This is a genomic window from Paraoerskovia marina (assembly GCF_900105445.1).
GTDB classification, from domain to species: domain Bacteria; phylum Actinomycetota; class Actinomycetes; order Actinomycetales; family Cellulomonadaceae; genus Paraoerskovia; species Paraoerskovia marina.
In genome coordinates this window covers 833,321-859,337 of the sequence record NZ_LT629776.1, presented here as the reverse complement: position 1 = coordinate 859,337, position 26,017 = coordinate 833,321, and the positions used below count along the sequence as shown (strand labels likewise).

At 70.1% G+C, this 26,017-nt stretch carries 25 protein-coding genes; 11 read left to right on the top strand and 14 right to left on the bottom strand.

What is annotated here, in order from left to right:
• Positions 1-77 precede the first annotated feature (77 nt).
• The gene (locus BLU20_RS14445) at positions 78-806 is read left to right on the top strand and encodes a primase 1D-like protein (protein ID WP_456291051.1); all 729 of its coding nucleotides are present in this window, start codon (positions 78-80) and stop codon (positions 804-806) included.
• 16 nt (positions 807-822) lie between these two features.
• Here the strand turns inward: BLU20_RS14445 and BLU20_RS03830 are convergent, their stop codons facing one another.
• Entirely contained in the window at positions 823-1,353 is a 531-nt protein-coding gene (locus BLU20_RS03830; protein WP_083371656.1) for an AAA family ATPase, read from the bottom strand.
• A gap of 174 nt (positions 1,354-1,527) precedes the next feature.
• On the opposite strand from BLU20_RS03830, the gene BLU20_RS03825 reads away from it, so the two are divergent.
• Positions 1,528-2,544 (top strand): hypothetical protein, encoded by a 1,017-nt coding sequence (locus tag BLU20_RS03825; RefSeq protein ID WP_083371655.1) that lies wholly within the window; start codon positions 1,528-1,530, stop codon positions 2,542-2,544.
• Positions 2,545-3,312: 768 nt separating this feature from the next.
• Here the strand turns inward: BLU20_RS03825 and BLU20_RS03820 are convergent.
• From BLU20_RS03820 to BLU20_RS14275, 8 genes are all read right to left on the bottom strand, one after another.
• Complete coding sequence (locus BLU20_RS03820; RefSeq protein ID WP_083371654.1) at positions 3,313-4,794, bottom strand: sulfatase family protein; 1,482 nt, start codon at positions 4,792-4,794, stop codon at positions 3,313-3,315.
• Positions 4,791-6,368 carry a sulfatase-like hydrolase/transferase gene (locus BLU20_RS03815; protein ID WP_231959281.1) on the bottom strand — a complete coding sequence of 526 codons (1,578 nt, stop codon included), beginning with the start codon at positions 6,366-6,368 and terminating at the stop codon, positions 4,791-4,793. Before BLU20_RS03815 ends, BLU20_RS03820 begins: the two co-directional genes overlap by 4 nt.
• Positions 6,365-7,381 (bottom strand): aliphatic sulfonate ABC transporter substrate-binding protein, encoded by a 1,017-nt coding sequence (locus BLU20_RS03810; RefSeq protein WP_083371653.1) that lies wholly within the window; start codon positions 7,379-7,381, stop codon positions 6,365-6,367. Before BLU20_RS03810 ends, BLU20_RS03815 begins: the two co-directional genes overlap by 4 nt.
• A gap of 75 nt (positions 7,382-7,456) precedes the next feature.
• Positions 7,457-8,299, bottom strand: a complete 843-nt coding sequence (locus BLU20_RS03805; protein WP_172829003.1) for an ABC transporter ATP-binding protein — start codon at positions 8,297-8,299, stop codon at positions 7,457-7,459.
• Entirely contained in the window at positions 8,281-9,189 is a 909-nt protein-coding gene (locus BLU20_RS03800; protein ID WP_231959280.1) for an ABC transporter permease, read from the bottom strand. The genes BLU20_RS03805 and BLU20_RS03800 overlap by 19 nt, the downstream gene beginning before the upstream one ends.
• Complete coding sequence (locus BLU20_RS03795) at positions 9,186-10,418, bottom strand: ROK family transcriptional regulator (RefSeq protein ID WP_083371651.1); 1,233 nt, start codon at positions 10,416-10,418, stop codon at positions 9,186-9,188. The genes BLU20_RS03800 and BLU20_RS03795 overlap by 4 nt, the downstream gene beginning before the upstream one ends.
• A gap of 980 nt (positions 10,419-11,398) precedes the next feature.
• On the bottom strand, positions 11,399-11,692 hold the full coding sequence (locus BLU20_RS03790) for a hypothetical protein (RefSeq protein WP_083371650.1): 294 nt from the start codon (positions 11,690-11,692) through the stop codon (positions 11,399-11,401).
• Positions 11,693-12,225: 533 nt separating this feature from the next.
• The gene (locus BLU20_RS14275) at positions 12,226-13,155 is read right to left on the bottom strand and encodes a cold-shock protein (RefSeq protein WP_083371649.1); all 930 of its coding nucleotides are present in this window, start codon (positions 13,153-13,155) and stop codon (positions 12,226-12,228) included.
• A 223-nt stretch (positions 13,156-13,378) separates the two neighbouring features.
• Here BLU20_RS14275 and BLU20_RS03780 point away from each other — a divergent pair, with 223 nt between their 5' ends.
• The 3 genes from BLU20_RS03780 to BLU20_RS03770 are packed head-to-tail and all read left to right on the top strand — an operon-like array spanning position 13,379 to position 15,344.
• Entirely contained in the window at positions 13,379-14,074 is a 696-nt protein-coding gene (locus BLU20_RS03780) for an alpha/beta fold hydrolase (protein WP_083371648.1), read from the top strand.
• Between the two features lie 36 nt (positions 14,075-14,110).
• A complete protein-coding gene (locus BLU20_RS03775) occupies positions 14,111-14,749 on the top strand; it encodes a hypothetical protein (RefSeq protein WP_083371647.1) in 639 nt (212 codons plus the stop codon).
• Positions 14,727-15,344, top strand: coding sequence for an aminoglycoside phosphotransferase family protein (locus BLU20_RS03770; protein WP_083371646.1), 618 nt, complete (start codon positions 14,727-14,729; stop codon positions 15,342-15,344). Before BLU20_RS03775 ends, BLU20_RS03770 begins: the two co-directional genes overlap by 23 nt.
• 44 nt (positions 15,345-15,388) lie before the next feature.
• On the opposite strand, the gene BLU20_RS03765 is transcribed toward BLU20_RS03770, so the two are convergent.
• Positions 15,389-16,438, bottom strand: a complete 1,050-nt coding sequence (locus tag BLU20_RS03765; RefSeq protein WP_083371645.1) for an alpha/beta hydrolase — start codon at positions 16,436-16,438, stop codon at positions 15,389-15,391.
• A gap of 88 nt (positions 16,439-16,526) precedes the next feature.
• Between BLU20_RS03765 and BLU20_RS03760 the strand changes: the two genes are divergently transcribed.
• The 5 genes from BLU20_RS03760 (at position 16,527) to BLU20_RS03740 (ending at position 20,851) form a co-directional block, all read left to right on the top strand.
• On the top strand, positions 16,527-17,531 hold the full coding sequence (locus BLU20_RS03760) for a formylglycine-generating enzyme family protein (RefSeq protein WP_083371644.1): 1,005 nt from the start codon (positions 16,527-16,529) through the stop codon (positions 17,529-17,531).
• Between the two features lie 116 nt (positions 17,532-17,647).
• The gene (locus BLU20_RS03755; RefSeq protein WP_083371643.1) at positions 17,648-18,019 is read left to right on the top strand and encodes a DUF4870 domain-containing protein; all 372 of its coding nucleotides are present in this window, start codon (positions 17,648-17,650) and stop codon (positions 18,017-18,019) included.
• An 86-nt stretch (positions 18,020-18,105) separates the two neighbouring features.
• Entirely contained in the window at positions 18,106-19,386 is a 1,281-nt protein-coding gene (locus tag BLU20_RS03750) for a cation:proton antiporter (RefSeq protein ID WP_083371642.1), read from the top strand.
• 117 nt (positions 19,387-19,503) lie between these two features.
• Entirely contained in the window at positions 19,504-20,076 is a 573-nt protein-coding gene (locus BLU20_RS03745) for a 1-acyl-sn-glycerol-3-phosphate acyltransferase (protein ID WP_083372895.1), read from the top strand.
• A gap of 79 nt (positions 20,077-20,155) precedes the next feature.
• Positions 20,156-20,851, top strand: coding sequence for an acetate uptake transporter family protein (locus BLU20_RS03740; protein ID WP_157270291.1), 696 nt, complete (start codon positions 20,156-20,158; stop codon positions 20,849-20,851).
• 5 nt (positions 20,852-20,856) lie between these two features.
• On the opposite strand, the gene BLU20_RS03735 is transcribed toward BLU20_RS03740, so the two are convergent.
• Genes BLU20_RS03735 through BLU20_RS03720 form a run of 4 tightly spaced genes read right to left on the bottom strand, consistent with a single transcriptional unit; the run spans position 20,857 to position 24,668 of the window.
• A complete protein-coding gene (locus BLU20_RS03735) occupies positions 20,857-21,444 on the bottom strand; it encodes a GNAT family N-acetyltransferase (protein WP_172829002.1) in 588 nt (195 codons plus the stop codon).
• 55 nt (positions 21,445-21,499) lie between these two features.
• Positions 21,500-22,525, bottom strand: a complete 1,026-nt coding sequence (locus BLU20_RS03730) for a phosphotriesterase family protein (RefSeq protein WP_083372894.1) — start codon at positions 22,523-22,525, stop codon at positions 21,500-21,502.
• Positions 22,522-23,718 carry an alanine racemase gene (locus tag BLU20_RS03725; RefSeq protein WP_083371640.1) on the bottom strand — a complete coding sequence of 399 codons (1,197 nt, stop codon included), beginning with the start codon at positions 23,716-23,718 and terminating at the stop codon, positions 22,522-22,524. The genes BLU20_RS03730 and BLU20_RS03725 overlap by 4 nt, the downstream gene beginning before the upstream one ends.
• Before the next feature lie 32 nt (positions 23,719-23,750).
• On the bottom strand, positions 23,751-24,668 hold the full coding sequence (locus BLU20_RS03720) for an ROK family protein (RefSeq protein ID WP_083371639.1): 918 nt from the start codon (positions 24,666-24,668) through the stop codon (positions 23,751-23,753).
• A gap of 46 nt (positions 24,669-24,714) precedes the next feature.
• Between BLU20_RS03720 and BLU20_RS03715 the strand changes: the two genes are divergently transcribed.
• The gene (locus BLU20_RS03715) at positions 24,715-25,959 is read left to right on the top strand and encodes an ROK family transcriptional regulator (protein ID WP_083371638.1); all 1,245 of its coding nucleotides are present in this window, start codon (positions 24,715-24,717) and stop codon (positions 25,957-25,959) included.
• Positions 25,960-26,017: the final 58 nt, after the last annotated feature.

Below are 26,017 nucleotides of genomic sequence, written 5' to 3'. Positions count from 1 at the left end.
CTCCCGTTTTTGGGAGGACGCCCAGTCGAAACTCTTCACGTGGTCCGATGGTCCGTATATAGTTGGAAGGCGAGATTGTGCCCAGCCCTAGCGTTCGTCCGGATCGCCCAGGCCCGCTAGGAGTATGGCTTTCAGCCGTATTCAAGGCCTGGCAGATAACCGAAGTTGAGTTGGAGGCGTTCCGGCGCGGCCCCTCGTTTCGGGGGTCTTCAGTATCAGAAGCTGCGCGTGCAGTTACACGATCCGCCCGGGCTGAACACGAACGCCACGGTTTTGGTTTCTGGGAGTTCGTCCTAGCTGAGTCACGAAATACCGACGCCGAAACGCAGCGCGCGCTTATCTTCAATGCACTTGGACACTCAGCGGCTGAAAGTGTTACGATTAGGACCACACCTGGCACATTGGAGTTTTGCTTCGACCGAGCAGTCTTTGAGGAATTGCCGGAACGGTCGGTGGTCTCGCTTTGCTCGCGCGTAAGCTCGCCGATTGGGATACAGCATTTGCCGATGCTCGATTTCGGCGTTGGTCCCGGAAACGGAGGGCTTCGAGCGGCCATCGATGCCGCAACCCAACTAGGTATGCGCGGAGCGATCTATGCTTCGGGTCGATCGATGCACATGTTCGGCGATACGTTTATTGCGGAACGCGAGATGCGGCACCTCCTGGCTCGGGCGCAACTATTGTCACCTATCGTGGATGCACGTTGGGCTTCGCATCAACTAATTGACGACAACTGTCGGCTTCGGATATCTACGGACGTTTCACGCCACCGTGAGGCGCATGAACCGCTCGCCTACCTCCCATGAGATAAGTCCTCTCTGGCTAAGCGGCACTCCGCGAACTTCCGATGTCGGAAACGATCCGCGTGATGATAGCCTCGGCTGACCAGTCTTTGCTTATCCTGACTTCGTCCGTAAAGCTCAGCGGCTGCCAGCCACGATACCATCCGGCTACGACTTCTCTGGTGATTTGAGCGGATTTCGCTCTAAGGCTATGCCTTGCGAGAACTTCCTCCCGGCTAAGATCGAACGCGTAGAAATAGCTGGCGACGCCGGGAGTAGTTGCTAGTCTCTCGAGGGTGTCTTCGTACCTGGTGCTGTTCAAGACCCCCTCTAAAATGACGACCTTGCCAGCCTGCAGGCACGCTTCCGCCATTCGTGCGATGAGGGGAGCAGTGAAGCCCTCTAGGGAATCGCGCTCGCGAAGAATTTCGCGCCTCACCACATCCTGCGATATCAGCGCACATTGGCCTCGTAGTAGTCGGGACTGCACACCGTCGGCGACGGTGGATTTTCCAGAGCCGGAGTCTCCTCGAATGACGATGAGAATAGGTCGTGTGGGAGCACTCGTCATGTGGAGAGAGTACGGGCAAGGGCGCACATTGCTTCGACTCGGCACCACCTCACGACGATGCTCTGGCGACGGCACGGGTGCGCGCGCCGTCGGCCCCCGCTGGGTCGCACCCGGCGGTGAGACTATGATCGGATGCCCCGATGTCTAATCTGCCGCGCCCCTGACGCAGATCGCTTGTGCCCCGCGTGCGCGGCACGACTCGACCGGCAGCGCGAGCACACCAACGAGGACCTACACCAGGCGCTGTCGGCGATCCGGGACGCCGCTCGAGCGGTCGGGGACCGCGCGATCTTCGTCGGCTCTGACGGCCCTCGCCGACTCGTCCGGGAGGTGCTCCCGATGGGTCACGGTTGTTTGGCGGGTCAGGACGCGCAACGCTTCACCGAACTGCTGCTGACTGGTAGTGCGGACAGCGACCTCGCCCTGGTGATCCACGGACAGCACCAGGTCGCCCAGCAGTACGACGTGCTTGTCAAGGAGCTCACAGTCCTAGCCGACCTTACCCGCGTGCCTAGCGGCTGGTACGGCGCCCCACCGCACCTGCGGACCGTCCTGCACGCCGCAGCAATGGTCATTCTGCTGACCAACCCGAACGTAGCCTTCGAGACCCGGCTGGCCTACCGTCTGAACCACACCCTCACCGACCTACGCGCACGGCGCCGCGAGATGGGTCTGTGGGCGGAGCGAGAGACCGAGTCTGACGACATCGCGGAGATCACCGAGCACCTGCTGGGGTTTGCCGAGCACGCCGGGCTGCACTTGGCCACCCGCCGGAACGAACGGTGGGTCCGCGGAGCCGATCCCACAGACACCGGCCGGATAGCCGACGCATTGGCGGCCGCCGGCGGTGTGGACGCCGGCGCAGACTACCGACTGCTGAGCTCGGCAGTACATGGTCACCGCCGCCGGTACCTGAATCTGCTGGACGAGATGGTCGAGCTCGACGCGACGGACGCCAACCCGATGGCAGTGACGCTCGTCGGGTCGTCCCGCGCCCTGTACTTGGCTGCACATGCGACAAAGGCGCTCGGCGAGTACACCGGGGTGCCACACGCAGCCGCAAAGGAACAGCGGCTCGCCCAGGCTCGGTTGGCGTGGCTCATAATGATTGGCCAGCGAGAGCGCAAGTACCTTCAGCGGGCGGTCGACGACCTCAACGCAGCCGAACCTGCCGGGGACCTTGAAGAGTGATGGGCGATTCCTCGGAGTAGCCCGCCGCACCAGCCCGGGACATGGCTGGGTCAAACTGCCGGGCACAATACGCTGGCGGTCGGCGAGGATCTGCACGCAATCTGAGCCGACCGGCGCTCACCGAGGTGTCCCCGTCGAAGTCCCGGCGTCGCAGAACGGCCACCTCGATGTGTCCCCACAATCCTGTTGTGGTGGAGCTTCGGCACCTCGGGGACCTCGTCGTCGCCCGACGCTACGGGGTGCGCCAACAGGATGAGCGTTACCTCGCCGAGAGGTTGCCTCGGGCCGTCGCTCGCCCCGCCCTGCATCCGAGCCTGCACAGCACTCTCGCCCCGTCAGCGGGGGGAATCCGCCACCTTAGTGAGAATCCGGCTACGACACGGTACTGCGAACCCGCAGGTCACAGCTCCGCGCACCCGACAGGTATCGCGCGAACCTACAATGATCATCGCGACCGCGTCGGGCGGCTGCGGCCACAACGGCGCGGGCCAGTACTGCAGGCAGTGTTTAGGAGCGCACACGCAAGAACCGTGCGCGCAGCCGCCGCCCGTCACTCAAACACGCCCGCGGGCTCGCTGACGCGCGGTTTGTCACGGCATGGCGACCCTGCTCGGATGTCGCGACCCTCGCGTCGACGATTGGACGCTCCTCCGTACAGCAGGGTGAGGACCTCAGGCGGGAGGTGCTGCTTCGATCCGCACGAGGTTGATCGAAGCCTTCCTCGCTTCGCCGGGCGGCTCGCGTCTGGACCAGTCGGGCTCGCGTTCTTCACGACCCGCTGTGGCCCACCTGGGCACCGGCAATTCCCGCCGGGACAGGCTGGCCAGGGTGAGGCTGGTCGCCTACCGCTCCCTGGGCCTTCCACATCGCGACCTCCATCCGGGCACGCACATCCGCGTACCCAGGATCCTCGGCGACGTTGCGGAGCTCCTCGGGATCGTCCAGCAGGTCGTACATCTCCCACTCGCCGGAGTAGGTGAACGGCCCGGTGCCGGCGAGACCCAGCCCGTCGTTGTAGAAATAGATGATCTTGTAGCGGTCGTCGCGGTACCCGTAGTGAGCGGGCGCCTTGTGGAACTCGTCGTCGTGCTCCCAGTACCGGTAGTAGAAGCCGTCAGGTCGCGAGCCGCCGTCGTGCGCCCCCGTGCCGTCGTGCGCCCCCGTGAGATCGCCCCAGAAGCTACGGCCCTGCATGCGCGGGTGCGGCTCCACCCCGGCCGCATCGAGGATCGTCTTCGCGAGGTCGACGTTGGTGACGATCCCGTCATAGGCCTGCTCGTCGCGATCCTGCCCGGCCGGCAAGGCGCGCGGATAGGACAGGAGGAACGGCATGCGGATCGATTCCTCGTACATGAAGCGCTTGTCGAACCACCCGTGATCGCCCAGGAAGAAACCCTGGTCGGACGAGTACATGAGCAGCGTGTCGTCGAAGTCGTCCCGCTCACGCAACCAGTCGACGACACGGCCTACGTTGTCGTCCACCGAGGCGACGCAGCGCAGGTAGTCCTCCATGTAGCGCTGGTACTTCCACAACGCCAGCGCGTCGTGGTCAAGACCTGGCGGCGGGTCGACCTTCAGGTCCTCGGCGTTCAGGTGCTCGGCGATCCGCATCGCCGCGCGACGTGACGACGACGTGCGCGTCGCATAGTCGTCCGTGAACGTCTCCGGTACCGGGATCGGGTCGGTGTAGAGGTCTGCGTGCGCGGCGTCCGGCTGCCATGGCCGGTGCGGCGCCTTGTGCCACAGCAGCAGGCACCACGGCTCGTCCCCGTCGAGCGACTCCGCCCAGCGCAGACCGAGGTCGGTCACGACGTCCGTCGCGTAGCCCGGCTCGGTACGCAGCCCGTCCTCGGACAGGAATGTCGGGTCGTGGTACTCGCCCTGCTCGATGAGCACGTCCCAGTAGTCAAATCCCTGAGGGTCGTGCCCCTCGCCGTCACCCATGTGCCACTTCCCGACGACGGCCGTTCGGTACCCGGCCTTACGCAGCTGCGACACGAAGGTGGGCTGGCTCGCGTCAAGAGGCGTCGACAAAGTGGTCACTCCGTTGACGTGGCTGTAGGTCCCCGTGAGGATCGACGCCCGGCTCGGCGAGCACAGCGAGTTCGTCGCGTAGCAGCGGTCGAGCCGCCGGCCCGCCGCACCGACCTCGTCGATACGGGGTGTCTCGTTGACCACCGACCCGTACGCGCCGATCGCGTGCGCGGCATGGTCGTCCGTGAGGATCAGGACGACGTTCGGGCGCCTCACAGGGCCACCCTCTCCCCCGGGTCCGCCTGGTAGGTGGTTTCGTCCAGGCCTGACTGGGTCGGGTCGTAGTCCACCTCACCGACGTCGTACATGGTGGTCATCCAGTGGTAGAAGTTGTCGCCTCGCTCGCGCAGGACCCGGTAGAGCCGACCCATCATCCGGCGCCTGACGTCATCCATCTCGGGCCTGCCGTAGACGTTGGTCATCTCGTCCGGGTCCTCGAGGAGGTCGTAGAGCTCGTTGGTCGAGTCCGGGTTCACGACCAGCTTGTACCGGTCTTCGCGGAGCATCCGCTGCGGGTACGGGAAGTGGTGCCCGTGGAACTCGCAGACGATGTCCTCGTCCCAGTGGACGTCCTGCCCCTCGGCCATCGGCAGGAGACTCCGCGAGTCCACGGCCGGTGTCGGGTCGATCCCGGCGAGGTCGAGGATCGTCGCGGTGCAGTCGAGGAGGCTGACGAACTCCGTCCGCACCTGGCCCTCGGGACCACCGGGCACCCGCAGGAGCCCCGGCGTCCGGTAGATGTCCTCGTACATCGCGGGGCCCTTGTCGTGGAGCCGGTGCGACCCCGTGAACTCGCCGTGGTCGCACGTGAAGAACACCGCGGTCTCGTCGACGAGGCCAAGCCGCTCGAGAGCGTCCATGACCCGGCCGATCTGCTGGTCGATGAGGGCTACGTACCCCCAGTAGACCGCGATGAGCTTGCGCGTCACCTCGATCGGCATGGTGTCGAACGTCCAGTGCGCGCTGTAGTTGGCCTGCACCGGAGGCTTGCCCTCGAAGGTCTCGGCGATCGACGCCGGGAGCTCCACGTCGGCCGGGTCCACCATGTCGAAGTACTCGTCCGGGACGATGTACGGCAGGTGCGGGCCGAAGAAGTTGAGCTCCAGGAAGAACGGCCGCGCCCCGCTGCGGAACTCGTCCGCGTAGCGCTCCAGCAGCTCGATGGTCCGCGTCGCCAGGTAGTGCTCGAACGTGGCCTCCACCGGCTGGTGGAGACGCGCGGCCAGCAGGTTCCCCGGCCCGCCGTTCGGCAGCGTCCCTCGGATCCGGTCGCTGATCTCGTAGGGCGGAAGGTCGTTCTCCGCGAGGTACGCAAGGTAGTCGGCGTTGTCGACCGGGTTGTGCCACCCGGGCAGGTCCGGACCGTCGAACCCGAAGTCCGCAGCGGCCCGCTCGGTGCCCGCGTGCCACTTGCCGACGAGGCCGGTGTTGTAGCCGGCGCCACGGAGCGCCTCCACGAAGGTGAACGTCCCGGGTGCGAGGTCCTCCAGGTAGCCCACGTTGCGCTCGTGGTTCGCGAGGACCCGGTGGCGGAACGGCGCCTGGCCGGTCAGGAGGCTGGCGCGCGCCGGCGTGCAGATCGCCGTCGGCGTGTACCAGCGGTCGAACCGGGTGCCGGTCCGGGCCAGCTCGTCGAGCACCGGGGTCGACGCGTGCGCGTTCCCGTAGGCGCCCAGCGTGTCGACCCGGTGCTGGTCGGTCATGAGGAACAGGACGTTCCGCGCCGGGCGGGGCGCCGACGTGTTCGACCCCCCGCCCGACGTGGCGCCGCCCGGGTGGTTCGAGCTCACTTGCCCGCCTCGAGGAACATGTCACCGAGGTAGTACTCGGACGGCTCGACCTGGGCGTCCAGCTTGCCCGCGCCGACGAAGTAGTCGCCCATGCCGGTGAGCCAGCCGTCGACAGTGCCGTCCTCGGTCATCGTGTCGATCTCGTCGAGGCCCAGCACCTGCACGTTCGCCGCATCGCCAGCGACGTCCTCAACCGCGAGGTCGTTGAATGCCGCGGTGAGCTCGATGGCACTCTCCATGTCTTCCGCGCGGTAGTCGATCGCCTCGCGCAGCACCGCGAGCACTCGCTCGACCTTTTCCGGGTCGTTCGCCACCAGGTCGTTGCCCGCCACGAACGCCGTCGGGAACGAAACCGAGTCCTCGAAGTCCTTGTTCGAGGCAATCTCCACAAGGTCGGGCACCTGCTCCTTGACCGTTGCGAGCGCCGGGTACCAGAAGCCGGCACCGTCGACCTGGCCCGACGACAGCGCTGCGACGATCGCCGCGGGCTCCATCGGCACGACCTCGATGTCGTCCTTCGTCATCCCCGCGTCCTGGAGGGCGAGGGTGAGGATCATGTCGCCCGAGGTGCCCTCCGGGACGGCGACCTTCTTGCCGCGCAGGTCGTCCATGGACTCGATGCCCGGCTGGCCGACGACGCGGTCCGCCTGACCGAGCGTGTTCATCGCGACGATCTTCGCCTGCCCCGACGCCGGTAGCCAGAACGCGCCCGGGCCGATGTAGCCGAAGTCGAGGTCCCCGGTACCCAGAGCCTGGATCTGGAGCGGACCGTTCGTGAATGACGGGGTGTTGATCTCGATGTTGTGTTCGTCCCACATACCCTGATCGTCGGCGATGGCCAGCAGGCTCGTGCCGTTGAAGTCCGGGATGTAGCCAAAGCTGACGTCAATCGTCTCTTCCGAGCTGCCGCCGTCTGACGCGCTGGGGTCATCGCCGGACGAGCACGCCGCGGCGCTGAGAGCGAGGGTCGCGGCGACCAACGAGGCGCCGAAGATTTTCTTGGTGATGCGCATGACAGTCCTCTTCCTTGGGGGGTCAGGCAGGTGAACGGGGCAGAACAGGTCGGACAGGCCGGTCTGGCGGGTGGATCAGGCCCGCGCGGTGGCCGACGCGTCGGCAGCGGTGCCGGGCGTCTGGTGGTAGACGGAGGTCCAGATCCGGTTGCGCAGCTCCGCGAACTCTGGGCTGAGGCGGACCTCCTCGGTGCGGGGGTACGGCAGGTCGATGTCGATGACGTCGTAGATCCGCCCCGGGCGCGCGGCCATGACCACGACACGGTTGGCGAGGAACACGGCCTCGTCGACGTCGTGCGTGATGAACACGACGGTGCGCTTCTCGCGGCTCCAGGTCTCCAGGAGCTGCTCCTGGAGACGGACCCGGGTCAGCGCGTCGAGCGCCCCGAACGGCTCGTCCATGAGCAGGATCGACGGGTCGACCGCGTAGGCGCGGGCGATCGCGCAGCGCTGCTTCATGCCGCCCGACAGCATCTTCGGGAGCGCGTCCGCGAACTGCTCCAGCCCGACGAGCTTGATGAAGTGCTCGGCACGCTCTCGGCGTTCCGCCTTGGCGTATCCGGCGACCTTCAGGCCGAACTCCACGTTCTTGCGGACCGTGAGCCACGGGAAGAGCGCGTACTGCTGGAAGATCACGCCGCGCTCGGGTCCGGGTCCCGACACCTCCGTGCCGTCCACCAGGGCGTGCCCGGCGGTCGTCTCGTCGAGGCCCGCGAGGATGTTCATCAGGGTCGACTTGCCGCAGCCGGACGGCCCGACGACCGTCACGAACTCGTTGTCGGAGATGTCGAGGTTGACGCGCTCGAGCGCGACGAACTCCTCGTTCTTGAGGTCGAAGGTCTTGCGGACGTCCTGGACGGAGATCTTGGCCTCGGTCCGCTGTCCGGGGGTCGTCGTCGTCATCGTCGTTCCTGCCATCCGGTGAGCTTGGTCTCGGCGAGGAGAAGGAGCCGGTCCATCACGAGACCGAGGATCCCGATCGCGATGATGTCGACGAAGATCGTCGCCAGGTCGTAGTAGAGCTGTGCCTGCTGCATCCGGTAGCCGAGGCCGGCCTGCGCGGCGAGGAGCTCCGCGGCGACGAGCGTCGCCCAGGCGGAACCGAGGCCGACCCGCATGCCCACGAGGATGAACGGCGTGGATGCCGGGACCACGACGCGGGCGAAGATGCGGCCGTCCTTCGCACCGAGGACGCGTGCCGCGTTGATGAGCGTCTTGTCGACCCCGACGACGCCCTGGTACGTCGAGATGACGCACGCGAGGAAGGCCGCGAGGAAGATCACGAAGACCTTGGGGAGCTCGCCGATCCCCATCAGCACGAGGACGAGCGGGAGCAGCGCGAGCGGCGGGATCGTGCGGAAGAACTGGATCCACGGCTCGAACAGTCCTCGGGCGACGGTGTACCAGCCCATGAGGAACCCGACGGGGATCGCGAGCGCCGAGCCGATGAGGAACCCGGTGAGCACGCGGCCGAGGCTGGCGAGGATGTCCTTCTGCAGGATCCCGTTCGACCACATCTCACCCGCCTTCGCCACGACCTCGGGCGGTGTCGGGAACTGGAACCCCGCCAGCGACATGACCCACCAGGTCGCGATACCCATGACGATCGAGAAGCCGTTGAGCAGACGGAGCCTGGACTTCTTGTCCATGGTGCGCCGACGCGTCGTCGGCCGGGGGGACGGCGGTCCGTCGGTTCCCCCGGACGTCCCGTCCGTGCTGACCGGGACGGCTGCGGCCGTCCCGGCGGCGACGGCGTCGCCGCCGGGCTCCGGCCCGTTGCGCGCCACGCTGTAGGTCGAGGTGGTCACTGTGCGCTCCTTTGCGTCTCGCTCGCGCCGAACGACCCGGGTTCCGGGTAGCCCGCGAGCAGTGGGGATTGATGGAAGGTCGCGGCGAGGGCGCCCTGGGCGCCGTCGCTGTCGCGGAGCCGACCGGCGCGCACGGTGCACGCGTCAGAGGTCGGGATCGAGTGGAGCTCGTACCGGAGGGTCGAGGCGGCTTGTTCGACGATCACCGGGGCGACGTGCACGATCTCGCCGCCGATGACCACCTCGGTGGGGTCCAGGGTCATGGCGGCCGCCCCGAGCACGCGGCCGACCGCGGCACCGACCTCGCGCAGGACGGCGTCGACCACCGGGTCGGCGCGATCGACCGCGACGGCGAGGTCGTCGAGGTCCTGGACGTCCGCCCCACGACTCCGGCACGCCGCCAGGATCGCGGGGACGGAGGCGACCGTCTCGAGACACCCCCGTTTGCCGCAGCGGCAGAGGACGCCGCCCGGGTCGGAGGTCACGTGACCGAGCTCGCCGGCGAATCCCCGTGATCCGCGGACCAGGCGTCCGGCGACCACGAAGCCACCACCAACTCCGTCGGACAGCCTGACATAGGTGAGGTCGCTGAGGCCGTCTGGCCCGGACATCGCCTCGGCGAGAGCCGCAAGGCGGGTGTTGTTGTCGACCACCACCGGGGAGTCGTACCGCTCGGCGAAGGCCCTGTCGACGCCCACCGGCGTGGCATTGCGATTCCAGGCAACTGGAGCTGCCTCGCCCGATCGGGTCCCCGTGTACGGACCCGGGACGCCGATGCCGACGCCCTGCAGCGCGCTGAGGTGCAGGCTGTGCTCGACGGAGAGCGCTTCGACGGCGTCGAACGCGAGGTCTAGCCGATCGTCCCACGGCGTCGAGTCGTCGTAGCGGACGAGACCGGAGGCGACAATTTCATGCGACGCGTTGGCGATAGCCACATGCACGCGTCGATGCCCGAAGTCCACGCCGAGGTACTGACCGGCGGCCGGGTCCAGAGCCAGACGCTCGGCCGGGCGACCGCTACCGCGACGAACGTCGGCGTCCGTGTCGACCTTGGTGATCGCGCCGCGCCCGAGGAGGTCCGCCGTGATCTCCGACAGCGTGGTCCGGGACAGTCTCACCCGCCTCGCGAGCGCAGCCCGGCTGAGAGCTCCCTCGACTCGGAGCGCGGCGAGCACACGCTGCTCGTTCGCTCGGCGCACCTCTGCGTTGATCCCCGTCGTCGTCGACATGTGAGGAACCGTACGGACACCACTTGGTTCTGTCAATGGCTAGTCAGAAAGAACGACTCATTCAGCTTGATAGCACTCAGAATCCCAGGAGACCGCCTTGCGACACCCGAACGGCCGGACAGCGGACATGGAGGCCAACCACGAATCGAGCGCGGCGCTGTCCCGTCGAGGCGACGGGCCTCTCTAGCGCCGCAGATCATCGAGCCGACGTGACACCCTTGGCTGGTGCACAGGGTCGTGCGAGCCCGGTTCCGCCACGAGATGGGAGCTGTGCTGACCGCTATGCGGAGCCCGGCGGCCCGGTACGGGACCGCGAAGCCAGCCCACTGCGGACAAGCCCTGGTATGCGCACCCGCCGCCATACGGACTTCCCCTTGGGTTCGTCGTCACAGGCGGAGCACTGCGAGCACAGATGTCGCGGTCGTGTGGAAACAGGATGGTTCGAGACCGACACGACGAGGGTGTGCTCGACGGCGATATCGCAGACGGGGTCGGGTTCGGCGGATAGATCCAGACCGGGTACCTGGTCAGGTCCGAAACACCTGGACGTCGTCACCGGAGTCCAGGTCAGAAGGGACAGAAGTCGAGCGGATTGAGAGCTTCAAGCAGGTAGTCGGCACACGGTCGGCATCGAGATCCGGGAATCACATGCCACAACTCGTGCCGCCGGCGCTTCGGAAGTTCATACTCGCGTGAGCGCACGAGATCCGAACGTCACGGCATATCGCCACGGTCGCTGATCTGCGCGGCGAGTCGCGGTGAGTCAACGACGCACCCGGTCGAGGAACTCTCCGGGCGCGTCGAGGCTCGCACGATCGAAAATCACGCGAATCTCTGGGCCAACACTGGCCCATCCTTTTCGATACCGACACGGCGCCGCAGGGTCCCGACGCGCTGGCGACGCCACGGCCTCGTCGCAGCACCGCGGCCAGCAGCTCTGGCAAGTGGACCTCGTCGACCACCACCGCAGAGGTGCAGGTTCAGATAGGCCGTTGCTCGGAACTGTCCGAACGATCCTCCGCAGCGTTGTCATCGACGTAGCGGCTCAACACCTTGATAACCACCCCGGCCCCGATGAGCGAAGAGCCGATCGCAATGAACGATGATCGAACGATTGTCACGACGATATTGAGAATCTCTGCGCCCCGATAGTTCGCCACGGCGTCTCCGACTTCGACCACCCCACCGGCATTGCGCCTGGTCACCAGGCCGTAGATATCAGGAACATAGATTACGGACAACGCCCCGATAACAACGAGCACAGTGCCGACCACCAGAGTTCGTGTACCAACGGTTCCCACGACTATCGCCCCTTCAATGTGTTTCCTGTGATCAGCACCTCTTGCGATCGAGTGTCGCCTTCAGTGATTCCACCGTCGGCTGGGCCCTTGGAGCGACCGCATCTTGCCCACGATGCAAGGTTTCCGAGGATGCCGCTCGACACGTCCAGCCGACTCAATTCCACGTCGACTGGACACGGAGTTTCTCACAGCCGTGCCCGAAGCAATCGCCGGGACGCGAGCCAGGCACGTCCTGGCCGAATGCTCCGGCCACGCTGAGGAATCTCGTCGCGTTGGGGAACAGCGACGAGAGCACCGTCGCCGGTCGAGATCGAGAGTGACGCAACGACGGCAGCGCGGATCTCCGCCCACGTCGCCCCGTCAGGCGAGCCTCAGCGACAGCCTGGTCCACAGCACACCGCCCCTGCGCGACCTCTCTCGCGACTACCCGCAGGATCCTTCTGTGGCAGCGGAGAAGGCCCCGGTTCGCAACGCATCATGCGTGATTCGTGCCGGACGACGCCCGGTCAGATCAGCTCGACACCGTCTGCCTGCGGCCCGCGGTCGCTCTGGCGGGTCTTGAACCGGACCCGGTCTCCCTGCTCCAGGACCTCGTCGCCGCGGACGACGGAGACGTGCACGAACAGGTCGTCGCCACCGCTGTCGGGGGTGATGAAGCCGAAGCCGCGGTCCGCGTCGTAGCGCGAGACCGTGCCCTCGCCGCCGCGCACGGGACCTCCGGCGGAGGACCGACCGGTGGACCGGCCGCGGTCGGGCGCCGCGTGCGAGCGACGGGAGCCACCGACGAGCTGCACATTGCGGGCGTTGGGACCCTTGTCGCCCTCGACGACGTCGTAGGTCACGCGCGCACCCTCGTCGAGCTCGGTCAGCCCGCCGCCGAGCGCCTTCACGTGCACGAAGATGTCTGCGCCGCCGCCGTCGGGCGCGATGAACCCGAAGCCCTTGGTGTCGTCGAACCACGTCACGGTGCCGTCGGCGCCGTCGGTGGCCGGGCGCGTCGCCTCGGCGCCGAGCGGGAGAAGGTGGTCCGCCTGCGGCCCCTTCTCACCCGGGACCACCAGGAACGCCACGCGCTGCCCCTCGGTGATCACGCCGCCCCCGACGATGGCGGAACTGTGCGCGAAGATCTCGCCGCGACCGTCGTCGGGCGTGATGAAGCCGTACCCCTTGGCCGGCTCGTACCAGGACACGGTGCCGAGCACGCCGAGCGGCGCGTCGGCGGCCCGCTCACCGGTCACGACGACGTGGCGCGCCTGCGGACCACGGTCACCCTGACGCACCTCGAACTCGACGGCCTGCCCCTCCCGGAGCTGCTTCGGACCGTCGTCGCCGACGATCTCGGAGGCGTGGACGAACAGGTCGTCGGCCTCGGTCCCGAGGTCGATGAAGCCGAACCCACGGTCGGCGTCGAACCAGCGGACAGTTCCTTGTGGCACGGAGGACTCCTCAATCTCGTCAAGCAGTGTCTCTCCTAGTGTCCCCGACACCGGCGCCGCCGCCCTGCCAGATCCACCGGCGCGCGACGGAGAGGCCCGTCTTGCACGACGGCGGAGGCACGCCAGAATCGAGAGATCAGCGCCTCGTACGGGCGCAGACCTGCGCACCCGCGCGCCGCGGCCCTCGACACGGCCAGCCGGTCGAGCCGGAAGGACGTGACCGATGCCTCGCAACCAGACCCCCGTCGAGCACGGGTCGGCCCCGACGATTCTCCTGATCCCCGGCGCCGGGGGCGACGCGTCCGTCTTCAGCGAACTCGCACCCGAGCTCGAGCGGCGGGGTTACCGCGCGATCCCCCTCGACCTCCCGGCGCAGGACGAGAGCCTCGGCTGGGCCGACCAGTGCGACCTGGCCGTGGAGGTTCTCGACCCCGCCGACGACGTCGTCGTCCTCGCGCTGTCGATGGGGGCGTACGTCGGTGCGCTGGTGTGCGAGCGCTGTCCGGTGCGGGTCCTCGTGCTGCTCAACCCGATGATCCCGCTCCCCGGCGAGTCGGCGGGTGAGTGGTGGGACGCCGTCGGGCACGAGCGCGCACGACAGGCTGCGGGACTGGGGCCGTTCGACCCGGTCGAGGGCTTCTTCCACGACGTCCCCGACGCGGTACGACGACGCGCGCTCGCTGCCGCGCCGAGAGAGCCCTCGGCCCGGTCCTTCGCCGAGCCCTGGCCGGCGACGCGCTGGCCCGGGACGCGGACCGTCGTCGTGCAGGGCCGGGACGACCGGCTCTTCCCGCCCGAGCTCCAGCGACGCGTCGCCCGCGAGCGCCTCGGCCTCGACGTGGTCGAGATGCCGGGCGGGCACCTCCTGCCGCTGAGCCGCCCCGGCCTCCTGGCGGACGTCCTCGAGCGTGAGATCTGACGCGCCGTCGGGCGCGAATGCTGCCACTATCCGTCTATGCAACGGCGAACCGTCCCCGTGTGGGTGCCCGTCCTCGTCGTCGTGCTCACCGTCGGGCAGCTCGCCGTCGCCGAGTGGTGGCCCGGGATCGAGCGGTTCGCGGACAAGGCGTTCGGGGCGCGGCTCGTCGCCTATCCGGTGATGATGCTGCTCGCCCCGGCGCTGTGGTGGCTCGTCGTCCGACGTCGTGACAGCTCCGCCCGGCCGCCGTGGGGCGCGTTCACGCTGATCATGCTCCCGTTCCTGATCGACGTGACCGGCAACAGCTTCAACCTCTACGACACGATCGTCTGGTGGGACGACGCCAACCACTTCTTCAACTGGCTCCTGCTGCTCTCGGGGATCGGCCTGCTGATCGGGCAGCGGATCCGCCCGCACTGGGCGCAGGTGCTGATGATCACGGGTGCCGGTGCGATCCTCGCGATCTGCTGGGAGCTCGGTGAGTGGTACACCTTCATCCGCCACGGCACCGAGCTCGACGTGGCGTACCAGGACACGCTCGGCGACCTCACGCTCGGCACCCTGGGGGCGCTGTGCGCGGGCCTGATCGTCATGGCACTGTCGCGGCGCAATGAGGTGGCGCAGGACGACCGCCGGACGGCAGCATCGACGGATGCACCTCGACGCGGACTCTGAGCACGAGCAGCCCCTGAGCGGCGGGAACGTCAACGAGGTCGTGCGCTCCGGCGACACCGTGCGCCGGTCCGCAGGGCCCTGGACCCCCACGGTCCACGCGTGGCTCGCGTGGGTCCGCGCCCACGGTGTCCTGACCGTCCCGGCGCCGCTCGGGGTCGACGGCCGCGGGCGAGAGATCCTGAGCTGGACCCCGGGCGAGACAGCCAGCGGGCCGCACGCGGCCTGGGTGTGGGCACGGCGGACCCGCCTCGAGGTGGGCGCGATGCTGCGTGCGGTCCACGACGTCTCCGCGGGATTCTCGACGGTCGGCGCGACGTGGAGGTCTGCCGTCCACGAGCCCGCGGAGGTCATCTGCCTCAACGACGTCGCGCCGTACAACCTGGTCCACGACGGCGAGCGCGTCGTCGGGTTCATCGACGTGGACATGGCCTCGCCCGGCCCCCGCGCCTGGGACCTCGCGTACCTCGCCTACCGGATCTGCGGCTGGTGCGAGGACTCACCCGCGCCCGACGACGTCACCCCGGCCGCCACCGACAACCCTGAGCTCCGGGGGCATGCCGCGATGTACCGGCGTGACGCGGATCGACTGTCCTGATCATGCACGGGGGGGCTCGCGCTCCGGCCGCCACGACGTCGCTGCTATCCCTCGCGGTCGTCGAGCCGGTCGACGAGGTCCGGCAGGTCGAGGAGGTCGCCGAGCACGGCGTACGACTCGGGCAGGCCGTCCTTGTCCTCCCCCTCCGGGTCGACGACGTCGTGCCCGAGCCCCAGGTCCTCGGGGAACACGTAGATCGTCTCCGCGTCCGCGACCTGCACGAGGGCGGAGGCAAGAATCCCCACGGCGGCGTTGCTCACCGCGCCGTCGTTCTCGTTCGTCACGACCACCAGGCGATCCAGGGGTTCGTCGCGGCCGATATCCCCGTGGGCCGCTCGCCCGACGGCGAGCACCGCGCCGAGCGAGCGCAACGAGTACCGGGGGTAGGCGTACGGCGGCGTCGCCAGATCGCCCTTCAGGTCGCCGTCCCACCACAGGTGCACGTCGGGCCCCAGCCGCGCGAGCCGGGCGAACGGCTCGACGACGGGGACGGGCAGCACCTTGGGCGCGACCAGCGGCGCGATGAGCACGGCCTCGTCGACGTCGTCGCGGTTGGCCGCGGCCCACGCGGCAAGGGAGCCACCGGCGGAGAGCCCCACGACGGTGACCTCGTCCCCGAGACCGGCCGCGATGTCGACGGCGTCCCCCGTCAGCTCGACGAGCTCCCCCGGCGTCAGCTCAGAGAGGTCATCGGTGAGGCGGTCGCTCAGCCCGTGGTGCGGCAACCGCGGGACGACGACGCTCACGCCCTGGTCGGCGTACGCCTCGGCGATCACCTCGAACTGCGCCGGGCAGTTGGTGAACCCGTGGAGCAGGACGACGGCCTTCGCGGTCCGCTCACCCTGGTCGACCACCCGCGAGCGACACTCGGGTGCGACGTCGTCCCCGTCTCGTGCCTCGAGCGCCGTCGCCGCCGTCACCGCCTCGTCGTAGGTCAGCATCGCCTCCGGCTCGCCCGAGAGGTCGTCGTCGAAGAGCGGCGTGAACGCGACGACGAGCAGAGCGGCGAGGAGGACCACGACGCCTCCGAGGGCCACCTTCTTCCACGGCGAGACCGTGGGTGCGTCGTCGGACGGAGCCTCGGCGTCGGTCATCGGATCATCGTCGCGGGTGCTGCCGCGTCGCGCACCCGGACGCCGTCCCTAGACTGGCGTGGCCCGGACCGTACGACGAGGAGCACCCATGCCGCACGACGAGACCGACCACTCGACCGAGGCGCGCCCCAGCTGCTGCGCCCCGTCCGCGGACCGGGAGCACGCGACGTCGGGCGGACCGCAGCCCGTCACCCTCGGGGCACCGCCCGCCGCCCGTCGGTCGCCGACGGGGGCCACCCCGATGCCGACCCTCGTCCCGATCGAGGGAGGCACGTTCCTGATGGGGACCGACGACCCGCGCGGGTACGCCTCGGACGGCGAGGGGCCGCCCCACGAGGTCGAGGTGTCGTCGTTCGCGATCGCGGCCCACACGGTGACCGTCGAGCAGTTCGCCGCCTTCGTCGAGGCCACGGGGTACGTCACGACGGCCGAGCAGTTCAACTCGTCCTTCGTCTTCGCGGCCTACCTGCCGCCGGACCACCCGCCGACGCGCGCCGTCGCCGCCGTGCCGTGGTGGCGCGAGGTGATCGGCGCGAGCTGGCGTCACCCGTACGGCCCGGGCAACGACGTCGTCGGCCAGGAGGACCACCCCGCGGTGCACGTCAGCCACGACGACGCGCTGGCGTACTGCGCCTGGAGCGGCACGCGCCTGCCCACCGAGGCGGAGTGGGAGTTCGCGGCACGCGCCGGCGAGCACGGCCACTACCCGTGGGGCGACGAGCGCGAGCCCGGCGGCGAGCACCGGATGAACGTCTTCCAAGGAGTCTTCCCCCGCGAGGACACCGGCGAGGACGGGTGGCGCGGCACCTGCCCGGTCGGCACGTTCCCGCCCAACGGCAACGGCCTCTACGAGGTCACCGGCAACGTGTGGGAGTGGTGCGCCGACTGGTTCGACCCCACCTGGTACGCGCGCTCGCCACGCCACGCCCCCACGGGCCCCGAGCACGGGCAGGCACGCGTCACCCGCGGCGGCTCGCACCTGTGCCACGACTCCTACTGCTGGCGGTATCGCGTGGACTCGCGAAGCTCGAACACCCCCGACTCCAGCACCGGCAACATGGGGTTCCGCGTCGCGGCCGACGTCGCCCCGTAGGCCGCGCGCTCGGGCGGCGGCCGAGCCGCAGGTCCGCGGGTTGGCCCCGGGACCGGGTCGGGAGGCGGGATCGGTAGGTTGGCCCCATCCGCCCGACCTGATCACCAGGAGAACCCATGTCCCAGACGCCTCCCCCGCCCCCGCCTGCCTCGGCACCGCAGCCCCTGTCCGACTCCGACACGCGGCAGTGGGCCGGCCTCTCCCATCTGCTCGGCGGGATCCTCGGGTTCCTCGCACCGCTCGTGATCTGGCTCGTCTTCCGCGAGCGCAGCGCCTACGTCGCCGAGGAGAGCAAGAAGGCGCTGAACTTCCAACTCCTCGCCCTGATCGTCTACGTCGTCGCCGCGGTCCTGCCCCTCGGGTTCCTGGGAACGCTCGTCACGTTCGGGGTCTGGGTCGTCTCCGTGGTCTTCGGGATCATCAACTACCAGAAGGTCCAGCGCGCCGAGGCCACGGAGTACCCGGTCACGGTTTCCTGGGTCAGGTAGCGCTCCGGCGGGAGCCGGGTAGCGTCAGGATCCAGACGTTGACCCGGCGGCCCGCCGCCTCCCCTATCCGCTGAGGAGGTCGAGCGATGAGCGTCGCACTCCTCGCTCCCCTGGCCCTGCTGATCCTCGGATGGTCCGCGCTGTCCGGGGCGCTCGCCCGGCGGGACATCACCGGCCCGCTGATCTTCGTGGCCGCGGGCGCCCTGCTCGCCAACGACGCGTGGGGCATCCTGCCCGTCAGTGTCGAGACCGGCTCGGTGCACACCCTCGCCGAGCTCTCCCTGGCGCTCGTCCTCTTCTCCGACGCCGTCCGGATCGACCTCAAGAGCCTGCGCCGCTCGGCAGGGCTGCCCGCGCGCATGCTCCTGATCGGCATGCCGCTGACCCTCGCGCTCGGCACCGGGCTCGCCGTCCTGATGCTCACCGACCTGCCGTGGGAACTCGCGTTCTTCGTCGCCGCGGCGCTCGCCCCCACCGACGCCGCGCTGAGCGCCCAGGTGATCAGCGACCGGCGGGTCCCCGCCAAGCTCCGCACGGCGCTCAACGTCGAGAGCGGGCTCAACGACGGGCTCGCGACCCCGGTCGTGGCGCTCGCGATCGCGCTGGCTGCCGAGTCCCTCGACGGAGCCGACGCGCAGGAGCTCGGGATCCCGGAGGCGCTGCTCGAGCTCGGGCTCGGGGTCGGGATCGGGCTCGCGATCGGTGCGCTCGGCGCCTGGGCGCTGACCGCCTCCTCGCGGCGCGGGTGGGCCGAGGTCGGCACACTGCGGATCGGCACCTTCGCCACCGCGATCGCCGCGTTCTCGGCCGCTGTCGCTGTGGACGGCAACGGGTTCGTGGCCGCGTTCGCGGGTGGTCTGATCTTCGGCATCGTGGCCGACCGGGAGGAGTGCGAGCAGGAGCAGTTCGCCGAGCTGAGCGAGCTCGGCGGAGAGCTGCTCACGCTCGTGGTCTGGTTCCTGTTCGGTGCAGCCCTGGTGCCGATCGCGGTCACGCACCTGTCCGTCGCGACGGTCGGGTACTCGCTGCTGAGCCTGACCCTGATCCGCGCGGTGCCCGTCGCGATCTCCCTGATGGGCACGCACCTGAGCTGGCAGGACGTCGCGTTCCTCGGCTGGTTCGGCCCGCGCGGGCTCGCGTCCGTGGTGTTCGCCCTGCTCGCCCTCGAGGAGCTGACCGAGCGGCCCGAGGTCGAGTTCGCCGTCGGGACGATCGCGACGACGGTCCTGCTCTCCGTGATCCTGCACGGCGCGACCGCCGGCCCCGCCGCCGCGCGGTACGGAACCACGAGCGGGATGGACCGACCCGGAGACCGGCGGTCGGCCGACGTCGTGACGATGCGCCCGCGGGACAGCAAGATGGGCTGACGCGGCCTCGGCCGCCGAGCGGCACGTTGCTGCTGCCACCCGGGTCGCGTGACGACACCAACGTGCCGCTCGGCACGCACGACGACCGTGCGCCACGACCCCGAGTACCGTGAGCACATGATCCGCCGCAGACTCGCAAGCGCCTACTGGCGGTTCAGCCGCTGGACGTTCGTCCCCCAGGACCCCAAGGTCACCGAGCCGCGCCTGCTCATCGGCGCACCCCACACCTCCAACTGGGACTTCGTGCTCATGCTCGCGATCACCTGGCAGGAGGAGATCCCGATGCGGTGGCTCGGCAAGCACACCCTGTTCACCGGCTGGCGCGGGCCGATCATGCGGAGGCTCGGCGGCATCCCCGTGGACCGCCGGGACCCGAGCCGGGTGGTCGACGAGGTGCTCGAACGCCTCCGTGCGGGTGAGAAGTTCTCGCTCGTGGTCACCCCCGAGGGCACCCGCAGCGCCGGCGAGTACTGGAAGTCCGGCTTCTACCGGATCGCCCAGGACTCCGGGCTGCCCATCACGCTCGGCTACGTCGACCGCACGACCATGACGACGGGCCTCGGCGTCACGCTGCGTGCCACCGGCGACGTGCGCGCCGACATGGACGCGATCCGCGCGTTCTACGCGGACAAGGCCGGGCTCAACCCGGCCAACCGCACCGAGCCGAGGCTGCGCTCCGAGCCGACGTAACGCCCCGGAGCCCCCCGGAGCACCCCCACCGGCTCGTCGCCCGTTTGTGGGCAGGCCAGCGACCGTGTTCGGTGGGGCGATGGACGACACCACCGACACCGACCGGACCCGCAGCGAAGAGCTGCAGCTCACCCGGATCGTGCTCCGCCCGACCGGCAATCCTCTCCCCCTCGGATTCATGGCGCTCGCGCTCGGGACCGTCGGCTTCAGCACCCTCCAGCTCGGGATCGTCGGCGAGGGCGAGGCGTCGACGATGGCGCTCGCCGTCCTAGTCCTGACCGTTCCGCTCCAGCTGTTGTCCGCGATCATCGGCTTCGGTGCGCGCGACCCGATCGCCGGCACCGGCATGGCGATGGTGTCGGGGGTCTGGGCGATGCTCGCGGTCACGACGCTGACGTCGCCGCCCGGGTCCACGAGCCCGGCGCTGGGCGTCCTGCTGCTCACGGCGGGCGTGGCGATGCTCGTGCCCGCCTCCGCCGGACGGGGCAAGCCGCTGGCCGCGGCAATCATGATCGGCTCCGCGGTCCGGTTCGCGCTGACCGGCGTCGCCCAGGTCACGGCGGTGAGCGCGTGGGACGTCGCGGCCGGCGCCCTCGGGCTGGCGCTCGCCGCACTCGCGCTCTACGCGGCCCTCGGGTTCGTCCTCGAGGAGGGCGGGTCGCGCACCCAGCTGCCCGTGATGCGGCGCGGCGACGGCCGCAAGCCGCTGCGTGACGACATGGAGGAGCAGGTCGAGGGCATCGCCCGGGAGGCGGGTGTGCGCCAGCAGCTCTGAGCGGGCTACGGCTCCTCGGGCCCCGGACCGAGGTGCATCTGCATGATGGCGGTGTCGAGCCACTGGCCGTGCTTGTACCCGACGTCGGTCAGCCGGCCGATCTCGTGGAATCCCAGCTTCTCGTGGAGCTTGCGCGAGGCGGGCGAGGCCCCGGAGCTGATGATCGCCACGGCCTCACGGGCACCGGCGGCCCGGGACCCGTCGAGGACGCGCTGCAGGAGCGCGCTCCCGAGGCCCTTGCCCGCCTGTCCGGGCAGCAGGTAGATGCTCGTCTCGACCGTGTACCGGTAGGCGGGGCGGGGACGCCACCAGCCGACGTAGGCCCAGCCGAGGATGGTTCCGTCCGGCCCCTCGGCGACGACGAACGGCCACCCCTCGGACTGCGTGGAGTGCATCCGTTCGCGCCAGAACTCGACGTCCGGAGGGTCGGTCTCGAACGTCGCGGTGGACTCACGGACGTAGTACTCGTAGACGGCTCCGATGCCGGCTGCGTCGTCGTCGGTCGCGTCGCGCACGGCGTGGTCGACCGTCCCGAGTGCGGCCCCTGCCGCCTCGGCGTCCGTGTGATGGGCTGTATCTTCGCCGTCGTTCACACCCCTAGTGTGCCAAAACACCCGTCCGGTGCGGGGGATTGCCCACCGGAGCACGTCAGACTCCGAGGATCTCCTGGGGTGTGCGGCGCAGCATCAGGTCGATCTGCTCGTCCGTCACGCCGTGCGCGCGGAGCAGGTCGCAGAACGGCCCCGCGAGGTAGCGGTAGCCCCAGCGCCCGTGCGTCTGCGGGTTGAGGTAGACCTCCTCGCCCGTGAGGTCGTGGGCCAGGACGATCCGCTCGGCCCAGCCGTCCGCCACGAGCGCGGCGATCCGTGCGGCCCGGGTGGCGTCGGCCCGGTGATAGGCGTCCTTGACCATCGGGCCGTCGGGGAGCCGGGCGGGCAGAGGCTCGACGCGGAAGTCCCAGAGCTGCTTGCCGACCGTGTCGAACGCGACGCGCACCCCGGTGTCGAGTACCCGGCGGACGTAGTCGGTCTCCGGGTGGGTGTCCATGTGCCCGACGACGACACGGTCGAGGTCGGCACCCTCCGAGCGGAGGATCCGCACCTGTTCGAGCGCCATCGTCCCGTGCGTGGTGTGGGTCATCAGGGCAAGTCCGGTCTCGGCGTGCGCGCGTGCCGCCGCACGCAGGCACTTCTCCTCGTGCAGCGTGACGACGCCGAGACCGGTGGCTTGCTCCCCCAGCACTCCGGCGCGGACCCCAGTGCCCGCGACGCCCCCAGTGGCATCGCGGACGAACCGCGCCGTCATGTCGTCGAGACTAGCCTCGACGGCCCACCGCGGGCTGAACGCCTCGAGGTACACCGCTGTCCCCGTCACGACGTGCAGCCCGGTGCGGCGGGAGATCTCCTGCAGCCATACGACGTTCTTCCCGTCCTCGTCGCGTCCGACGACGCCGTAGGGGCTGAGGTCGACGACCGTCCCGAACCCGTCCTCCCGCACCCCGGCGAGGGCTGCGACCGCGCGCTCGACCTGGTCGGCGGCGTGCGCGGCGTCGTCGTCCCCGCGGGCGCCGGCGAGCCACGGCCCGGGGGTCAGGGCGAGCAGGTGCTCGTGGACGAGGACGCGCCCGAGCTCGGCCGTCGGGACCGGGCCGAGGACGGTCTGGGCGGTCCTCACACCGGCCACGCGACCGCGCTGCCGTCGGACGCCCAGATGCCGGCGACCTGCGGGTCCCCCGTCGAGACCCCTGTGACCCCGGCCGTGCAGGCGCGGGTGACGAACGCCTGCCCGCGGAAGCCGAGCACCACGGTGTCGCCCGCGGCCGCGCTGCCACGCTCCTGGTCGAGCTGACCGTAGTAGTCGATCGCCTCGCGCGGCGGGAGCTCTGCCGGCAGGCGGGTCAGTCCGTCCGGGTCGGACCCGACGAGGCCGTGGACGGGGCTGCGCCCGAGCACGGGGTCGACGTAGAGGCCGCCGCCGAAGAAGTACGCGCGCCCGCCGTGGTGGTGGCTGACCTCGCTGACGTGCACGGCCGCGGGGATCTCTGGCAGGTCGTCGTCGCCGTCGGTGACGGCGTGCCACGGCGTGGTCCCCGTCAGCGCGTGCCCGGGCTCGACGTGGGTGACGCCCAGCTCGGCCAGTGTCGCGAGGGTGCGGGTCGACGTCGTCCCGGGCCCGTTGACGACGACGTCGCGGCCAGAGTCCCGCAGTCGCGCGGCGGCCAGGGCCAGGGTCGCGGCGTTGCGGGTGGGCCGGACGGTGCGGGCCTCGGCGTCGAAGAGCAGGGCGGGGAACGTGGTGACACCGGCCAGCCGGGCGCCGTCGAGGGCGTCGACGCGGTCGGCGACGGCGAGGACGTCGTCGGCGGCGAATCCGCCCTCGTGGCCGACGTAGAACTCGTCGCCGTCGGCGTGGATGCGTGCGAGGAGGTCCTGCTCGCGGCCGATCTCCCGTGCGGCGCGTGCGGCCTCGGCCGCCTTCTCGTGGCTGAAGACGGTCCACTGCGCCGGCTGCATCGCCGCGACGGCCGCCGCCTCGTGCCGGGGAACCTGGACGAGGTGCCCGACGTGCCCGAGCGGCATCCCCGCGGAGGTCGTGGCCCGTGCGCAGGCGGTGTCGACCGCGACCGAGGCGCCGATCCCCGCGGCCCGGACGGTGCGGGTGAGGTCGGGGTTGCGGCCGACCTGCTTGAGCATCGCGTACGGGGTCAGCCCCAGCCGCGCGGCCTCCGCCGCCAGCGTCCGGGCGTTGTGCCCGACGGCGTCCAGGTCGTAGACGTACGTCCCGGCGGGGATCTTGCCCGCCTGGTGCAGGGCGACGGCGGCGGCGATCAGGCCGGGGTTGCGACGCCGGACGGTCTCGAGGAACACGGTCTCTCCTTTGAGCGGTGGGGGTGCCGGCGCTACGACGCGGCCGGGATCCGGTCGACGGCACCGAGTGCCAGGGCGACCGCCCCGTGCAACGCGGCGTCGGTGCGGTAGGACGCCAGGACGACGGCGGGCGGGAACGGGACGCGACGGCGCACCTCGGCCTCGACGACGGGCAGGATCAGGCCGGCCGCGGCGGTCATCCCCCCGCCGATCGCGACCACGGCGGGGTCCAGCGTGACCGCGATGTTCGCGATCTCGCGGGCGAGGGTGAGGACGGCCTGGTGGACGAGCCCCTGGACGACGGGGTCGGTGCTCGCGAGCACGTCGGCCGACGTGAGGGCACGCCCGGTCAGCGCCCCGATCCGCGGGCCGAGGAGCCCGCCACCGACGATCTCCTCGAGCGGTGCCGTCCCGACGGGCGTCAGCGCGGACTCGTGCGGCGTGAGGTACCCGATCTCGCCCGCGGCACGGTGCGCGCCGCGCAGGACGGTGCCACCGACGACGATCGCGGCGGAGACGCCGGTGCCGAGGTTCACGTAGAGCCCCGGGTCGGCGTCGACGAGGGCCCCGCTCCGTGCCTCGGCGAGGCCGGCGGCGTGCACGTCGTTCCAGACGGGGACGTCCGAGAATCCGAGCTCGGCGCCGATCTCCTGCGCGAGGGGGTAGTCGTCCCAGCCGGGCATCGTCGGCACCAGCTGCAGGCCGCCGTCGTGCACCACCCCCGGGCTGACGGCGGCTGCCCCCGCGACGGTGAGGCCGAACCGGCTCGCGCCGGCGCCGAGATCCCGCGCCGTCGACCCGATGCGGGCGATAGCCTGGCGGGGACCGTCGCCCGCGCGGGTGGGCAGGCGCTGGCGGTCGTGCACGGCGCCGTCCGGGCCTGCCAGGGCGACGTCGATCTTCGTCCCACCGATGTCGATGGCTATCACGCCGCGCGCGAGACCTGTCATGATGAAGAGTCTTTAATAAAGTCTCCTACCTGTCAATGAGGAAGCAATGACCGCGACTCCCCCAGGCGGCCCGACGGACCGCCTGCGCGCCCGACCCACCGCAGCGCTCGCCGCCGCCGTCGAGCCCGCCGGAATGCGCACCGTCAACCGCCAGGTGCTCCTCGGGCACCTGTACGACGCCAGCCCTCTCAGCAGGCCGCAGCTCGCCCGACGCGCCGGCCTCTCACAGCCCACGGTGCTCGCCGCACTCAGCGACCTCGAGCGCGGCGGTCTCGTCCGCGCCGCGGGCCGACCCGAGACGACGACCGGCCGGCCCGCCGTCGTGTACGAGCCGGACCCCACCGCCGGCTCGGTGACCGCCGTCGACATCGGCCGCCGGTGGATCCGGCTCGCCGTGGCCGACCTGGCGGGTGACCGGCTCGCGCGCCTCGACATCCCCAACACCGCCGCCCCGGACGACCTCGTCGACGCCGTCGGCGCGGCCGCCGAGCAGGTACGGGCCCAGGCGGGGATCACCGGCCCGTCCACCCACACGCTGATCGCCGCGCCCGGCGTCTTCCAGGCCGAGGAGCAGGCGCTGATGTTCGCGGCCCAGCTCCCGGCGTGGCAGCGGCCGGGGCTCGCGGGCGCGCTCGCTGCACGGATCGGCGGGTCGTTCGCCATCGAGAACGACGCGAACCTGGCGGCCGTCGCGGAGCACGCGACCGGCGCCGGCGTCGGGACCCGCCACATGGCCTACCTCCACGTCGGCACCGGGATCGGGCTCGGCATCATCGTCGACGGCGAGACCTATCAGGGTGCGACCGGGGCCGCGGGCGAGATCGCCTTCATGCCCGTGGGCGAGCGCATCGACGACCACGCCGCCGAGGGCAGGCGTGGCGTGCTCGAGTGGAGGTCGGCCGCCGACTCGGTGGTGCGGTACGCCGTCGACGAGGGGCTCGACGACGACGTCACCGCCGCCGAGGTGTTCCGGCTCGCGGCCGCCGGGGACCCGCGCGCGGTCGCGGCGGTCGAGACCGAGGCACGCCAGCTCGCCGACGTCGTCACGGGCGTCGCCGCGCTCCTGGACCCCGAGATGATCGTCGTGGGCGGCGGCGTCGGGCAGAACCTCGACGCACTGCTGCCCGCCCTGACCGCACGCATGGAGCAGATCACCCCGATGCGGCCGAACCTCGTGACGGCCTCGCTCGGCGAGGAGTCGGTGCTGCAGGGGGCGCTGATCAGCGGCCTGCGCGTGGCCCGCGACATCGCGTTCCTCGAGGCGACCGAGCGGCTCAGCGCCGCGACCTGAGCAGCGCCACGGGCCGGGCCGCGACCGGCGCGACGGCGGCGCCCGCCGTCAGTGCCCG